This window comes from Methylobacterium sp. E-012 (assembly GCF_057836545.1).
The window spans coordinates 310,128-324,844 of sequence record NZ_JBYQEY010000001.1; the positions used below are offsets into that span (position 1 = coordinate 310,128).

A 14,717-nucleotide genomic window follows, 5' to 3' on the forward strand; every position below is an offset into this window, starting at 1 on the left:
GAAGCTTTCTCGTCGACGGGCGCGTCCCCATATTGGCGGGACCCGAGTGACCGGAAGGCAAGCCGATGTTCCTGTTCCGCAAGCGCCCCGAGATGCCGAGCCCCGCCGACGCCCTGCCCGGCCGCCCGACGCCGCTCCCGACCGCCGAGACCCACTACGTCAACGGCAACCCGCTCAAGGGGCCCTATCCGCCGGGCACCGAGACGATCGTCCTCGGGCTCGGCTGCTTCTGGGGCGCCGAGCGCCGGTTCTGGCAAGTGCCGCAGGGCGTGTTCGTGACGGCCGTGGGCTATGCCGGCGGCTTAACCCCGAACCCGACCTACGAAGAGGTCTGCTCCGGCCAGACCGGCCACAACGAGGTGGTGCTGGTCGCCTTCGACCCGGCGGTCCTGCCGCTGGACGCGCTGCTGCGGACCTTCTTCGAGAGCCACAACCCGACCCAGGGCATGCGCCAGGGCAACGATGTCGGCACGCAGTACCGGTCGGGGATCTACACCACCGGTCCGGCGCAGGAGGCGACCGCCCGGGCGGTGCGGACGGCCTATGCCGAGGCCCTGCAGGCGCGCGGCTACCCGGACGTGACCACCGAGATCCGGCCGCTGGAGCAGTTCTACTTCGCGGAAGGCTACCACCAGCAGTACCTCGCCAAGAACCCCAGCGGCTATTGCGGCCTGGGCGGCACCGGCGTCAGCTGCCCGGTGGGGACCGGCGTCGCGGCCTGAGCCTCACGGGTTGCCGCCGGGCCGCGGCGGTGCGCCTGCCGCCGCGGGGGCGCTGCCCCCCAGGGGCGGCGTGCTGTTCGGGCTGCGCAGCACGATCAGCACGCTGCCCAGGACCGAGAGGGCGACGGCGGTGGCGAGGATGAGGAAAAGCCAGCGGGGCATTCCGGGGCGTTAGCACGGCATGCCCGGTTCGCGAACCGCCGCCGATCGCCTCACGGCGCCTTGAGCACCGTCCGGCAGGCGGCCGGCAGGGCCGCCATGGTCATGGCGGGCTTCGGCTTGGCCGGCGTCTTGGCGGGCTTGGGATGGAGCACCGCGTCCGAGAACCAGTAGCCGAGGTCGTCGCAGCCGTCGCCGCCCGGGGGCGGGGCCTGCGGCTGGCAATCCTCCTGGCCGGCCGGGCAGGAGAGCCGGATATGGTAGTGGTAGTTGTGCCCGTACATCGGGCGCACCTTGGACATCCAGGAACTGCCCGCGGCCTCGCGGCAGAGCGCCTTCTTGATCGCCGCGTTGACGAAGATGCGCTCCACCTCCGGCTGCTCGGCGGTGAGCTTGATCAATTGCAGATGCGTCGGAGTCCAGACCTGCGGGTCGATGTCGAGCCGGTCGGGCCGGACCATGTCGGTGGCCGAGGTCTCCTCGCGCTCCGCCCGGCTCATGCGGTGATCGGGCATCGGCGTCAGCCAGACATCGGCGTCGATGCCGATCTGGTGCGAGGCGTGGCCCGTGATCATCGGGCCGCCCCGGGGCTGGGCCATGTCGCCGACGAGCAGCCCCGGCCAGCCCACCCGGCCGGCCTTCTGCGACAGCCGCTCCAGGAAGGTGACAAGATACGGCGTGCCCCACATCCGGTTGCGGGACGGGCGCATGACCTGCCAGCTCGGCCCGTCCAGCGGCAGGGCCTCGCCGCCGGCGAAGCAGCCCTTGGCGTAGAACCCGTAGATATGGGCCGGCCCGGACGAGCCCCGGGTGACGCGCCCGAACAGGGCCTTGGCGGGGGTCGATGGGGCGTCCGGATGCTCCAGCGGCGGCAGGGGCTTCGGGTTGACGCTGCCGAGGTCCTGGGCGTGCGCGGCGGCGGGCAGGAGCAGGGCGGCGAGCATCAGGCTCTTGGCCAGAGGGATGGCAGGGCGCGGCATCGGCATGCGGGGCTGTTCGTCCGTCATCGGGAGGGCGGGCGCGGGCGCGCGCCGGAACGTGGCCCCAGCAAGGGGCGTTTTTCGGGCAGACGCGCACGACAGCTCGGGCGGCACCGATGACGGCGACTGGGCGATCGGCTCAGATGTGCGCCGCCCCGGCCCGCAGCCCCGAGGACACCGATCCGGCCACGGACGGCGCCCGGGAGGAACAGATCCACCGCCGCGGCGACGCGGCGCCCTATCGGGGGATCCGAGGGCGCCTCAGCCCTCCGAGGGGCCGCACCAGCCGGGCAGGTAGCCGGCATCCTTGGACTTGGCCAACGCCATGGCCTTCTCCATCGCCGCCGAGAAATCGTGCTCGACACGCTTCTCCTTGATGTTGCGCCGGAGGAAATCCGCCCACAGGAACTCGCTGAACGGCGTCGTGTCCTTGGCGAAGCCGCCGGCCCGGCGCAATTCGCCCGCGAGGCTGCGGAAGGGATCGTCGGCGAGGTCGGCGATCGTCTTCGGGAGGTCCTTGAAGTCGCGGCGCACCCCCTCGGCATCGTAGGGATAGACCCAGGATTTGTGATCGCACACCGTCCAGAACGCGTCCTTCTCGAGATGGTGCAGGTCGGCGATCACCGTCACCAGCACATCCTTGACGCCCTCCTCCTGCAGGGCGCGGGAGAGGTGGTGATGATCGACGACGTAGTGGCGCTTCTTGGGGCCCAGCACCGTCGGGATCTGGTGGGCACCGAGGAATTCCCGCTTCTTGTCGCCGTCATAGGCCCGCCAGCGGCGGCGCTTCTCCGCGACTTCCCGGTAGCCCACGGTCATCTGGGTCGGCCGCAACTCGGCGATCGGGACGGGCTTGAGCAGCGGTTCGCGGGTGGTCATGAGTCGTGCTTCCTGCGTGATCTTGTCATGGGGATGTCACACAACGCCGCAGCCTGAAAGGCCAAGCCGGCCCGCGGGCGCTCACGTTTGCTGCAGCGGCGGCCGGCGCACCGCGTCCAGCACGAACACCCGGATCGCCGAGGACAGGTTCTGCCCGCCGCGCCCGGCATCGATGGCCCCGACGAGGGCCTGGACCGACTGGCCCCGCGCCGCCGCGACCTCGCGCAACGCCGCCCAGAACGGCTCCTCCAGGGATATGCTGGTGCGGTGCCCGGCGATCATCACGGAGCGCTTGGTGACGCCCGCGCCCACGGAGGGACCGGTCATTCCGCCGAATCGGGATCCGGCTCGCGCCGGTCGAGGCGATGGCCCTCGTGGCGTTCGATCTCCAGGGACTTGCGCCGCTGCTGGAGGGTCTTGGCCTTCTTCGGCTGCCCGAAGGCGATCCGGTTGGCCTGGGCCTTCGCGTCGGCCCCGGCGCGGGCCTTCGCCTTTCGGACCTGACGCAGGTTGATGATCTCAGCCACGGATCGCCTCCCGATGGTGGCGACCGGCGCATGAGAGACGCGCCGGCCAGATCCCAAAAAAAATCAGTCGGCGCTGGGGGCCAGCATGGTCTCCGGCCGGACCACGCGCTCGAACTCCGCCTCGGTGACGTAGCCGAGGCGCAGGGCCTCCTGCTTGAGGGTCGTGCCGTTCTTGTGCGCTGTCTTGGCGATCTCGGCGGCCTTGTCGTAGCCGATCGAGGGGGCGAGCGCCGTCACCAGCATGAGGGAGCGGCTCATCAGGTCGGCGATCTTGTCCTCGTTCGCCTTGATGCCGACCACGCAATTGTCGGTGAAGCTCACCGCGGCGTCGGCGAGCAGCCGGATCGATTGCAGGACCGCGTTGGCAATCACCGGCTTGAACACGTTGAGCTCGAAATTGCCCTGGCTGCCGGCGAAGCTCACCGTGGTGCCGTTGCCGATCACCTGGGCGCAGACCATGGTCAGCGCCTCGCATTGGGTCGGGTTGACCTTGCCGGGCATGATCGAGGAGCCGGGCTCATTCTCGGGCAGGGACAGCTCGCCGAGGCCGGAGCGCGGGCCGGAGCCGAGGAAGCGGATGTCCTGGGCGATCTTGAACAGGCCGGCGGCGAGGGCGGCGAGCGCGCCCTGCGTGAACACCAGGGCGTCGTGGGTGGCCAGCGCCTCGAACTTGTTCTCGGCCGAGGTGAAGGACAGCCCGGTCAGGTCCGCGACCTTGGCGGCGAACCGGTCGGCGAATTCCGGGTGGGCGTTGAGGCCGGTGCCGACCGCGGTGCCGCCCTGGGCCAGCGCCAGCACGCCCGGCAGGGTCGCGGCGACGCGCGCGCCGCCCAGAGCCACCTGCGCGGCATAGCCGGAGAATTCCTGGCCGAGGGAGACCGGGGTCGCGTCCTGCAGGTGGGTGCGGCCGATCTTGACGATCGAGGCGAACGCCCGGGCCTTGGCGTCGAGGGCCGTGTGCAGGTGGCTCAGGGCCGGCAGCAGGCGGCCCTGGATCTCCCGCGCCACCGCGATGTGCATGGCGGTGGGGAAGGTGTCGTTGGAGGACTGGCCGCGGTTGCAATGGTCGTTCGGGTGGACCGGGGACTTGCCGCCGCGCTTAGCCCCGAGCCGCTCGTTGGCGAGGCTGGCGATCACCTCGTTGGCATTCATGTTGGACTGGGTGCCCGAGCCGGTCTGGTAGATGACGAGCGGAAACTCGTCGTCGTAGCGGCCCTCCACCACCTCGGCGGCCGAGGCCGCGATGGCGTCGGCGAGCTTCGGTTCCAGGGCGCCGAGATCCTTGTTCACCAGGGCGGCGGCCTGCTTCACGAGGCCGAGCGCGTGCACCAGCGGCGCCGGCATCCGGTCGGTGCCGATCTTGAAGTTCTGGATCGAGCGCTGGGTCTGCGCGCCCCAATAGCGATGCGCCGGGACCTCGATCGGACCGAAGGTGTCGGACTCGGTGCGGGTGGCGGTCTCGGTGGGCGACATCGTGGCCTCTACGTCTGGTGCAGTGCGGTGCCTACTTAAATGAGGCGCGGGTGAATCGCGATGCCGGTTTTCCCCGGCGCACCGACAAGGGCGGGGCTCTGTTCCCGCCGGAAGGAGCCGATGAGCGCGACGATCGATCTCCCCGAGCCCGTCACCCGGTTCCGCCCCGCCGTGCCGCCGCCGCTGCGCGAGCCGCTGGGCCTGTTCGAGTTCCTGCGGGCGGCGCGGAAGAACCCGATCACCACCTGGATGGACGTGCATTTCAAGCTGCCGGTCGTGGCGGCCGAGGGCGCGATGGGCCGGATCACCGTGGTGAGCGACCCGGCGCTGATCCGCTACCTGCTCGTCGAGAACGCCGACGGCTACCGCAAGGACGACCTCCAGCGGCGGGTCCTGGCCCCGGGGCTCGGCAACGGCCTGCTGAGCGCCGAGGGCGACGAGTGGCGGCTCCAGCGCCGGACCCTGGCGCCGATCTTCAACGCCCGCACCGTCCAGGGTTTTTCCGAGGCCATGAATGCCGCCGGCGCCAAGCTCGGGCGGCGCCTCGCCCGCCGGGCCGGCAAGCGGGTCGACGTCGCCCTGGAGATGACCCGGGTCACCCTGGACGTGCTGGAACGGACGATCTTCACGCAGGGGCTGCCGGGCGACCCGGACGCGCTGGGCCGCGCCATCACGCGCTTCCTGGAGGCGGTGGGGCCGATCGACCCCCTCGACGTGTTCGGCGTGCCCGATTTCGTGCCGCGGATCGGCCGCCTGCGGGCGCGGCCGGCCGGGCGCTTCTTCGCCGAGGTGGTCGACGAATTGATCGCCCGGCGCAAGGGGCTGATGGCGCAGGGGGAGGCGCCCCGGGACCTGCTGACCCTGCTGCTGGCGGCGCAGGATCCCGAGACCGGCACCGGCCTCTCGGATCTCGCCGTGAAGGCCAACATCGTCACCTTCATCGCCGCCGGCCACGAGACCACGGCCAATTCCCTGACCTGGACGCTCTACTGCCTGTCGCAGGATCCCGCCGCGCAGGCGCGGATCGAGGCCGAGGTCGATGCCGCGGGGCCGGGGGATTTCGCCGTGGAGCGGCTGCCCTTCACCCGGGCGGTGATCGAGGAGGCGATGCGGCTGTTCCCGCCGGTGCCCTTCCTCAGCCGGCAGGCGGTCCGGGACGACCGGCTCGGGCGGATCAAGGTGCCGCGGGGCTCGCTGGTGATGGTGGCGCCCTGGGTGCTCCACCGGCACCACCTGCTGTGGGAGGATCCCGAGGCCTTCGTGCCGGAGCGGTTCCTGCCCGAGAACCGCGACAGCATCCCGCGCTTCGCCTATCTGCCGTTCGGCGCCGGGCCGCGGGTCTGCATCGGCCAGAGCTTTTCGGTTCAGGAGGCGGTGATCCTCTTGGCCCACATCGTGCGGGCGGTGCGGTTCCACCTGCCGGCGGATCACCCACCGGTCACGCCGCTCCACCGGGTGACGCTGCGGCCGGAGCACGGGCTGCGCATGGAGGCCGAGGGGCGGGCCTGAGCGGGTCAACGGGTTCCCGGTGCGTTCTCACAGCGCTGACCGAGACGAAAACTTCGCTCAGGCTGGACTCAGGCACGAACCGCGACGGCCGATACCCTTGCTCCCGCCACGCTGGGCTACGGCGAGCAGGTCGCCCGCCTCCTGCGCTCCAATGCCGAAACGGAAACGTTCGTGGCCGAGCAGCGTAAGCTCATCGACGAGCAGACCAAGCTTCAGGCCGTGGCAGTGAAGCTGCGCGCCGAGACGCTTGAACTCGGTCGGGACCGTATCCTGGCCCCGCTCTCCATCGCTTTGGCCGGCATGGCGGCAGTGGCGGCCTTCTTCGGCGCGGGCGCCGCCTGCGTCAAACTGCTGAGCCCGTGATCAGCTACAGGGCACGACAAGCCTCTTGGCGTCGGCGCGGTCTAAAATCCTGCCGGTGTCGCGCGCCAGCTCTCCGGGCGATCATCGAGCAGGTCGTCCTGAGCGATCGATGCCGGCGATCGGGTAAGCCTTCAGACCGTCGTTCGAACGTACGCTCCTCGCCCTGACGCGCCTCAAGCTGACGGGTTTTGCGGTCGTAGAGCCGTGACGCAATGAAGAGACCGCCGAGGCCGAGGGCCGACACGGCTACGGCGAGGGCCAAGATCTGAAGCGCTTAGAAGCGCTTCGCGCGGTGCTTCCGCTCGCTCGCCGACAGCCCTAGCCGCGCGATCCCCTCGTCCACTCCTGAGTGCCCGGGCCATCGATTCGACCCGGAGCGTTCAGCTCTTCTTGCGGAAGGCGTCGAGGCTCACGACCTCGGCGCCGGCCTCCTCGCCCTCCTTCTTGGCGGCGGGGCGGGGGGCCTTCTCGTCCGGCTTGCCGGTGGGTTTGTCGCCCTGGGCCGCGGGGGCCGGCAGGCCCTTCGGCGCGGCCGCGCCGATCGTGGCGAGACCGGAGCCCTTGGGGCGGACCTCGCCGGGCTCGGAGCCCGCGCCGCGCGGGCCGGACTTGGCCGGGGCGGTGTTGGCCTCCTCGGGGGTCTCGCCGGCCTCGCTCAGGTCGAACTTCAGGCCGAACTGCACGGAGGGGTCGAAGAAGCCCGACAGGGCGTCGAACGGCACCAGGAGCCGCTCCGGGACGCCCGAGAAGGACAGGCCGACCTCGAAGGCGTGCTCGGTGACGTTGAGGTCCCAGAATTGGTGCTGGAGGACGATGGTCATGTCCTGCGGGTATTTCTCGCGCAGGGCCTGCGACATCCGCACGCCGGGCGCCTCCGTCCGGAATGACACGTAGAAATGGTGCTCCCCCATCAGCCCTTCGCGGGCCGCGTCGGTCAGCACCTTGCGCACGACGCCGCGCAGGGCGTCCTGTACCAGGAGATCGTAGCGGATCAGGTCGTCTGCCATCTGCGGTCGCGCTCTAGCCCGGTCTGTGCCCGGCGCCCCGCCGCGGATGGCCGGACCGAGGAATGAAGTGGAGGCTTTTGGTGCCAGGTGCCTCCGGACCCCGCCTATGCGGTGCTACCCGCTAGGACTTCAGATCGATATTGGGGACCGCTTACGCGGCCACCGCCACCGGAGCAAAGTTGTCGTTGGCAACTGTTGCAGAGGCCCGATAACGGCGGAACCATGCCGAGCGAAAGTCCAACCTTTACGCCCTCGTCGATCCTCACTTCGCCCCCGCCGGAGCCCAGGCTCCCGTCACGCGCCTTGCGGCAGCATGTCCTGGGTTCGGGTGGAGGCGCCGGGTACCGCCCCCGGGTCCGATAGGTTTATTGCGAAGAACGTTTATCGCCATAGCCGGCCTCGCGACCGGCACCCAAGATATAGAGGGGATCGGTCCGGTTTTGAAGCCCGATCGTGTCGCGTCGCTGTCTCATGGCAAGTCTCTCGGCGAGGCTGTTGCGGGAAGCGCGCAGTCCCCGGGCGGCGGCCCCCGGCCGGGGCGCGTCTGGTCCGCGATGGGGCGCCTCGCCGTCCTGATCGGGCTCGTCATCCTCTACCTCGGCGCCGCGAGCCTGCTTTCGCTGGCGAGCGTGCGCGTCGGGTTCGACCTGTGGAACGGGATCGACCCGTTCCTGCCGCCGGAGCGGCGCCAGTTCCTCAGCGCGGTGGAACTCGCCCACCGGGCCTTCGCGGTCGACGCCCTGCGCCAGGTCTTCCTCGCGGCCTTCGTGCTCGGCGGCGCGTGGTGGCGGGACCGGGCCGGGTGGCGCCGCCGCCTCGCCCTCGACCGGGAACGCCAGAACGGGATGCGGCCGGTGGCGCTGCTGGGGCTGCTCCTGGTCTGGCCGGTGCTGCACATCGCCTGGGTGACCGGCACCGCGGAGCTGTTCGGCGCGAGCTTTGGCCAGCACGTCCGGCTGTCGCCGTTCATGAGCCAGGCCGCGGTGGCGGCATGGCTCGCCTATCTCACGATCCTGGCCCCGGTGGCCGAGGAACTGCTGCTGCGCGGCGAGGCCTATGCCCGCGCCGACGCGGCCCTGGGGCCGGCGGGGGCGATCCTGGTCACAGCCGTGATCTTCGCGGCCGCCCACGTCTCGTCCTGGGGGCTCGCCCGGCCCGTCTCGCTCCTGCCCCTCGCCCTGGCGCTCGGCTGGCTGCGCTGGCGCACCGGCCGGCTCTGGCCCGGCATCGCCCTCCACGGCTGGTCGAACCTCGCCCTCGTGACCTACCTGCTGTGGCCGCCCTGAGCGGAGCGGTGCATATGTCGGCGCCGCGCTTGCCGGGCGCCGCGCCGGCGCGCAGGAAGGGCCGATGGACGCTTATCACGACCTGCTCCGGCGCATCCTCGACGCGGGCGCCGCCAAGGACGATCGCACCGGCACCGGCACGCTCTCGGTGTTCGGCCACCAGATGCGCTTCGACCTGTCGGCCGGCTTCCCGCTGGTCACCACCAAGCGTCTGCATCTGCGCTCGATCATCCACGAGCTGCTCTGGTTCCTCACCGGCGACACCAACGTGGCCGCCCTGCGGGCGAACGGCGTGACGATCTGGGACGAGTGGGCGGACGAGGCCGGCGACCTCGGCCCGGTCTACGGCAAGCAGTGGCGCTCCTGGGCGAAGCCCGGCGGCGGCACCGTCGACCAGATTGCCTGGGTGCTGGGCGAGATCCGCCGCAACCCCGACTCCCGCCGCCTGATCGTCTCGACCTGGAACCCGGCCGACCTCGACCGGATGGCGCTCGCCCCCTGCCACTGCCTGTTCCAGTTCTACGTGAGCGACGGGCGGCTCTCCTGTCAGCTCTACCAGCGGTCGGCCGATGCCTTCCTGGGCGTGCCGTTCAACATCGCGAGCTACGCGCTCCTCACCCACATGATCGCCCAGGTGACCGGCCTCGGCGTCGGCGACTTCGTCCACACCTTCGGCGACGCGCATCTCTACCGGAACCACCTGGAGCAGACCCGCACCCTGCTCGCCCGCGCCCCGCGCCCGCTGCCGCAGCTGCGGCTCAATCCCGAGGTCCGCGACCTGTTCGCCTTCCGGTACGAGGATGTCTCCGTCGCGGGCTACGACCCGCACCCCGCCATCGCCGCCCCGGTGGCGGTATGAGCCCGATCGTCGCGCTGGTGGCAGCCATCGCCCGCAACGGCGTCATCGGCCGCGACAACGGCCTCGCCTGGCATCTCTCCAGCGACCTGAAGCGGTTCAAGGCCCTGACCCTGGGCAAGCCGATGCTGATGGGCCGCAGGACCTGGGACTCGATCGGCCGGCCGCTCCCGGGCCGCCGCACGCTGGTGCTCACCCGGGACCGTACCTTCCGGGCGGAGGGCGCTGAGATCGTCCACGATTGGGATTCCGCGCTGGCGGCTGCCGCCGGGCCGGAGCTGATGGTGGTGGGCGGCGCCGAGATCTACGCAATCGCGCTTCCGCGGGCCGATCGGCTCCACCTCACCGAGGTCGCGGCCGATCCGGAGGGCGACGTGCGATTCCCGGATTTCGACCGGGCCCGCTTCCGCGAAACCTTCCGCGAGCAGCACCCGGCGGGCCTCCGCGACGCGCACGCGTTCGCGTTCGTCGATTGGGAGCGGGTGCGCTGAGGCGCGCCGCCGCATTTGCCTTTGGCGTCGCGCATGCCCACCTGCCAGCCTTGACAGCATGGGGGGCGCGCCCGCAGGTGCCAATCGGGTGCGTGCGCTCACCGCAGGCTTGCACATCTTGCGGGACGATGCGCCCGTGCAAGCGCTTAGAGCATCATCCCGAGAGGCGGTTTCCGGCTTTCGGAAAAAGATGATGCAAAACCAAAGACCTACGCGTCGTCCTGGTTCCGATATCCAGGATGATGCGCTAGGCCTGCGAGGGGCCGGATCGCCCGGCCATCCGGGACTAGACGGGCGAGCGTGGCCGTTCAGGCAGGGGGGCGCCCGCCGGGATCGGGCCGGGCGCGGACAGGCGGGAGACGACGGCTAGGATGCCTTGGAGCAATCAGAGCGGCGGCGGGGGTCCCTGGGGCCGACCCGGCGGCAACGGCGGCGGCCCCTGGGGCGGCGGCGGCAAGACTCCGCCGAACCTCGAGGACCTGCTCCGCCGTGGGCAGGATCGCCTGCGTGGCCTGATCCCGGGGGGGGGCGGCACCGGCGGTGGCTATAGCGGCGGCGGCTCGACCGGTTTCGGCGGCGGCCGCAGCGCGGCGGTCATCGCGGCGCTCGCCGTCGCGGTCTGGCTCGCCACCGGCTTCTACACCGTCTACCCGCGTCAGGTCGGCATCGAGACGATCTTCGGCCGCTATGTTGGCACCAAGGGCGAGGGCCTGCGCTACAACTTCCCCTACCCGATCGGCGGGGTGGTCAAGCCGGATGTCGGCTCCCAGAACTCGATCCAGATCGGCTTCCGCGCCGGTCCCGGCGGCCAGGGCCGCAACCGCGACGTGCCGGACGAGAGCCTGATCCTGACCGGCGACGAGAACATCGTCGACCTCGACTTCGAGGTGCAGTGGCGGATCAACCCGCTCAAGGCCTCCGACTTCGTGTTCAACCTCCAGAACCCGGAGGGCACCATCAAGGCGATCTCCGAGAGCGCGATGCGCGAGGTGATCGGCCGCCGCAACATCCAGGCGATCCTCACCAACGAGCAGTCGAGCATCGCCCAGGAGGTCAAGGAGATGGTCCAGAAGGCGCTCGACGAGTACGGCGCCGGCGTGCGCATCGAGGTGGTGCAGCTCGTCTCGGTCAACCCGCCGCCGGAGGTGCGTCCCGCCTTCATCGACGTGAACGCCGCGCAGCAGGACGCCGACACGGCGCAGAACGAGGCCAAGACCTACGCCAGCCGCGAAGTGCCGCAGGCCCGGGGCAAGGCGTCCCAGATCTTCCAGCAGGCCGAGGCCTACCGGACCAAGGCGACGGCCGACGCCACCGGCCAGGCGGCCCGGTTCAGCGAGGTCTACGCCTCCTACAAGGCCGCCCCGGCGATCAGCCGCGAGCGGATCTTCCTGGAGACGATGGAGAAGGTCCTGGGCTCCGTGAACAAGGTGATCATCGATCAGAACGGCGCGCAGCCGGGCGGCGCCACCGCGGCCGGGGTCCTGCCCGTGCTGCCGCTCACCGAATTCGGTGCGCGCGCCCAGTCCCCGGCTCAGGCGGGAGCCGCCCGATGAAACAGGCCTTCCGCACCGGCCTGATCGCGGTCGCCGCGATCGTCGCGATCGGGCTCTACGCTTCGATCTTCACGGTCGGCCAGATGCAGCAGGCGCTCGTGCTGCAATTCGGCCGTGTCCGCGCCGTGCTCAACGCCACCGGCGAGGAGAAGCCCGGCCTCTACTTCAAAGTGCCGTTCGTCGAGAACGTCGTGATCTTCGACAAGCGCGTGCTCGACCTCGACCTGCCGGTGCAGACGGTGCTCACCGCCGACCGGCAGAACCTGGAGGTGGACGCCTTCGCCCGCTACCGGATCCTCGATCCGCTGCGCTTCTATCAGGCGGTGGGCAATATCGGGCTGGCCAACCAGCGGCTCGCCAGCTTCACCAATTCGAGCCTGCGTAACGTGCTCGCCCGCTCGACCCGCGACGCCATCGTCAAGACCGAGCGCGGCCAGCTGATGCACAACATCCAGGAGGACGTGAACCGGCAGGCGAAGGCGCTGGGCGTCGAGATCGTCGACCTGCGCATGACCCGCGTCGATCTGCCCGCGCAGAACTCGGCCGCAGTCTACCGGCGGATGAAGACCGAGCGCGAGCGCGAGGCCGCCGACATCCGTGCCAACGGCGACCAGAGCGCCGCCACGATCCGCGCCAAGGCCGAACGCGAGGTCACGGTGATCCTGGCCGAGGCGACGCAGAAGTCCGAGCAGCTGCGCGGCGAGGGCGATGCCGACAAGAACCGCATCCTCGCCGAGGCGTTCGGCAAGGACCCGGACTTCTTCAGCTTCTACCGCTCGATGCAGGCCTACGAGACCGGCCTGAAGGGGTCCGACACGCGGCTGGTGATCAGCCCGAACACGGATTTCTTCCGCTACTTCAGCGATCCGCAGGGCCGGGCGGCGGCCGCAGCGACGCGGGCCCCGCGGGGACCGGCCGATCCAAGCGCCACCACCGGCTCCACCGCCGGGACGGCGCGCTGATCGGACGCGCGTTGGCGCGCGGGCACCGGAAGACTACCTTGCACGTCGATACGCGGGCCCCGATCATCGATCAGGGGCCCGCGACGCCGGAAACGCGGTCTTGAAGAGGTCGATCATGCACCCCGTCGCGCGCGCCCCCGTGGCGCCCTTCGGCCGCGCGAAGGCGCAGCCCCGCTCCCGCACCCGCGCCCTCGTGGCGGCTGTCCTGTTCGGAGCCTCGGTGGCGAGCGCCGCCGTGCCGCGCCCGGCCTTCGCCAAGGGGCCGGCCTCGCTGGCCGACCTCGCCGATCAGGTGACCGACGCGGTGGTGAACATCTCCGCCTCCACCACGGTCGAGGCCCGGGGCGGGCGCGCCATGCCGCAGGTGCCCCCGGGCACCCCGTTCGAGGACCTGTTCGAGGAGTTCTTCAACCGCCGCGGCGGCAAGGGCGGCGAGCGCGGCGACAACGACGCGCCGCGTCAGCAGCGCAAGTCGAACTCCCTCGGCTCGGGCTTCATCATCGACGCGTCCGGGATCGTGGTGACCAACAACCACGTCATCGGCGACGCCAACGACATCCAGGTCATCCTGCACGACGGCACCAAGCTGAAGGCCGAGATCGTCGGCAAGGATTCGAAGATCGACCTCGCGGTGCTGCGGGTGAAGCCTCCGGCCGATCATCCGTTGAAGGCGGTGCCGTTCGGCAATTCCGACACGATGCGGCCCGGCGACTGGGTCATCGCCATCGGCAACCCGTTCGGACTCGGCGGCTCGGTCTCGGCCGGCATCGTCTCGGCCCGGGGGCGGAACATCGAGTCCGGACCCTACGACAACTACATCCAGACCGACGCGGCGATCAACAAGGGCAATTCCGGCGGTCCGCTGTTCAACATGGACGGCGAGGTGATCGGCATCAACACGGCGATCCTGTCGCCCACCGGCGGCTCGGTGGGCATCGGCTTCGCGGTCCCGTCGGACACGGCCAAGCCCGTGATCGACCAGCTGCGCGACTTCGGCGAGGTCCGGCGCGGCTGGCTCGGCGTGCGCATCCAGAACGTCGACGACACCACCGCCGAGGCGCTCAATCTCAAGGGCGGTGCCCGGGGCGCCCTCGTGGCCGGCGTCGACGAGAAGGGCCCGGCCAAGACCGCCGGGATCGACGTCGGCGACGTGATCGTGAAGTTCAACGGCGCCCCCGTGAAGGCCTCGGGCGACCTGCCGCGGATCGTCGCCTCGACCCCCGTGGGCCAGAAGGTCGACGTGGTGGTGGTGCGCAAGGGCGAGGAGGTGACCAAGCCCGTCACCCTCGGCCGCCTGGAGGACAGCGACAAGCCGCAGCTCGCCAATCTGCGCCAGCCGGAGCCCGAGAGCGCGACCCGTCAGGCGCTCGGGCTCAACCTGTCCGGCATGACCGACGACCTGCGGAAGAAATACGCCATCAAGGACACCGTGAAGGGCGTGGTCGTCACCCGCGTCGATCCGAACTCGACGGCGGCCGACAAGCGGATCCAGCCCGGCGAGGTGATCGTCGAGGTCGGCCAGGAATCGGTGAATACCCCGGCGGATGTGACGAAGCGGATCGACGCCCTCAAGAAGGACGGGCGCAAGTCGGTGCTGCTCCTCGTGGCCAGCGCCACCGGCGACGTGCGGTTCGTGGCGGTCGGGCTCGAGTAGACCGGCTCCGCATCGAGAGGCCGAGGGCCGTCGCTCCGAAAGGATGCGGCGGCCTTCGCGTTTTCGGGACAGGGCTGGGCGCCTTCAGGGAGAGCCGCTTCGCGGCAAGTCTTGCGCTGGGTCCCGGGTCGCACTCCGCTGGCGCTGCATGCGCCCGGGAAAGGGCCTGACGTTTCATCTTGCCCCGCCCCCCTTTCCCGGACAGGTGGAGCGAAGCGGAACCTGATCCGGGACCCAGCACGGGATGCGCCGCGAAGCGGTTCGACAGGAGCTGGGAGGCCGCATTGACGCGGCGG

Annotated in this window: 16 protein-coding genes and 1 other RNA gene; 9 read left to right on the forward strand and 8 right to left on the reverse strand. The window is 70.5% G+C overall.

Going from position 1 to position 14,717, the window contains the following annotated elements; genetic code table 11:
• The first annotated feature begins 65 nt into the window (after positions 1 to 65).
• Positions 66 to 722, forward strand: a complete 657-nt coding sequence (msrA, locus tag AC3IF1_RS01460; RefSeq protein WP_489215300.1) for a peptide-methionine (S)-S-oxide reductase MsrA — start codon at positions 66 to 68, stop codon at positions 720 to 722.
• 3 nt (positions 723 to 725) lie between these two features.
• On the opposite strand, the gene AC3IF1_RS01465 is transcribed toward msrA, so the two are convergent.
• From AC3IF1_RS01465 to fumC, 6 genes are all read right to left on the reverse strand, one after another.
• Positions 726 to 884 (reverse strand): hypothetical protein, encoded by a 159-nt coding sequence (locus AC3IF1_RS01465; RefSeq protein WP_243971150.1) that lies wholly within the window; start codon positions 882 to 884, stop codon positions 726 to 728.
• Between the two features lie 50 nt (positions 885 to 934).
• Entirely contained in the window at positions 935 to 1,867 is a 933-nt protein-coding gene (gene mepA, locus AC3IF1_RS01470) for a penicillin-insensitive murein endopeptidase (protein WP_243971148.1), read from the reverse strand.
• A 255-nt stretch (positions 1,868 to 2,122) separates the two neighbouring features.
• Complete coding sequence (locus AC3IF1_RS01475) at positions 2,123 to 2,740, reverse strand: ParB-like protein (protein WP_243971146.1); 618 nt, start codon at positions 2,738 to 2,740, stop codon at positions 2,123 to 2,125.
• An 81-nt stretch (positions 2,741 to 2,821) separates the two neighbouring features.
• On the reverse strand, positions 2,822 to 3,067 hold the full coding sequence (locus AC3IF1_RS01480) for a ribbon-helix-helix domain-containing protein (RefSeq protein WP_243971144.1): 246 nt from the start codon (positions 3,065 to 3,067) through the stop codon (positions 2,822 to 2,824).
• Positions 3,064 to 3,267: a DUF4169 family protein gene (locus tag AC3IF1_RS01485; RefSeq protein WP_489215303.1), complete on the reverse strand. Its 204-nt coding sequence runs from the start codon at positions 3,265 to 3,267 to the stop codon at positions 3,064 to 3,066. The genes AC3IF1_RS01480 and AC3IF1_RS01485 overlap by 4 nt, the downstream gene beginning before the upstream one ends.
• Before the next feature lie 63 nt (positions 3,268 to 3,330).
• Positions 3,331 to 4,740, reverse strand: a complete 1,410-nt coding sequence (gene fumC / locus AC3IF1_RS01490; protein ID WP_243971141.1) for a class II fumarate hydratase — start codon at positions 4,738 to 4,740, stop codon at positions 3,331 to 3,333.
• A gap of 120 nt (positions 4,741 to 4,860) precedes the next feature.
• On the opposite strand from fumC, the gene AC3IF1_RS01495 reads away from it, so the two are divergent.
• Both AC3IF1_RS01495 and AC3IF1_RS01500 read left to right on the forward strand, forming a co-directional pair.
• Positions 4,861 to 6,249, forward strand: coding sequence for a cytochrome P450 (locus AC3IF1_RS01495; protein WP_489215306.1), 1,389 nt, complete (start codon positions 4,861 to 4,863; stop codon positions 6,247 to 6,249).
• 171 nt (positions 6,250 to 6,420) lie between these two features.
• The gene (locus AC3IF1_RS01500) at positions 6,421 to 6,612 is read left to right on the forward strand and encodes a hypothetical protein (protein WP_489215308.1); all 192 of its coding nucleotides are present in this window, start codon (positions 6,421 to 6,423) and stop codon (positions 6,610 to 6,612) included.
• A 380-nt stretch (positions 6,613 to 6,992) separates the two neighbouring features.
• Here AC3IF1_RS01500 and AC3IF1_RS01505 read toward each other — a convergent pair whose 3' ends face one another.
• On the reverse strand, positions 6,993 to 7,619 hold the full coding sequence (locus AC3IF1_RS01505; RefSeq protein ID WP_489215310.1) for an SspB family protein: 627 nt from the start codon (positions 7,617 to 7,619) through the stop codon (positions 6,993 to 6,995).
• Positions 7,620 to 7,685: 66 nt separating this feature from the next.
• Positions 7,686 to 8,068: a transfer-messenger RNA gene (gene ssrA / locus AC3IF1_RS01510) on the reverse strand.
• On the opposite strand from ssrA, the gene AC3IF1_RS01515 reads away from it, so the two are divergent.
• The 6 genes from AC3IF1_RS01515 to AC3IF1_RS01540 all read left to right on the forward strand — a co-directional run bounded on the left by AC3IF1_RS01515 (position 8,060) and on the right by AC3IF1_RS01540 (position 14,421).
• A complete protein-coding gene (locus tag AC3IF1_RS01515) occupies positions 8,060 to 8,905 on the forward strand; it encodes a CPBP family intramembrane glutamic endopeptidase (RefSeq protein ID WP_489215312.1) in 846 nt (281 codons plus the stop codon). The genes ssrA and AC3IF1_RS01515 overlap by 9 nt on opposite strands.
• A gap of 64 nt (positions 8,906 to 8,969) precedes the next feature.
• Positions 8,970 to 9,764 (forward strand): thymidylate synthase, encoded by a 795-nt coding sequence (locus tag AC3IF1_RS01520; RefSeq protein WP_489215314.1) that lies wholly within the window; start codon positions 8,970 to 8,972, stop codon positions 9,762 to 9,764.
• Positions 9,761 to 10,252: a dihydrofolate reductase gene (locus tag AC3IF1_RS01525; protein WP_489215316.1), complete on the forward strand. Its 492-nt coding sequence runs from the start codon at positions 9,761 to 9,763 to the stop codon at positions 10,250 to 10,252. Before AC3IF1_RS01520 ends, AC3IF1_RS01525 begins: the two co-directional genes overlap by 4 nt.
• A gap of 371 nt (positions 10,253 to 10,623) precedes the next feature.
• On the forward strand, positions 10,624 to 11,805 hold the full coding sequence (hflK, locus tag AC3IF1_RS01530; protein WP_243971128.1) for an FtsH protease activity modulator HflK: 1,182 nt from the start codon (positions 10,624 to 10,626) through the stop codon (positions 11,803 to 11,805).
• Entirely contained in the window at positions 11,802 to 12,767 is a 966-nt protein-coding gene (hflC, locus tag AC3IF1_RS01535; RefSeq protein WP_489215318.1) for a protease modulator HflC, read from the forward strand. The genes hflK and hflC overlap by 4 nt, the downstream gene beginning before the upstream one ends.
• A 115-nt stretch (positions 12,768 to 12,882) precedes the next feature.
• Complete coding sequence (locus tag AC3IF1_RS01540; RefSeq protein WP_243971124.1) at positions 12,883 to 14,421, forward strand: Do family serine endopeptidase; 1,539 nt, start codon at positions 12,883 to 12,885, stop codon at positions 14,419 to 14,421.
• Positions 14,422 to 14,717: the final 296 nt, after the last annotated feature.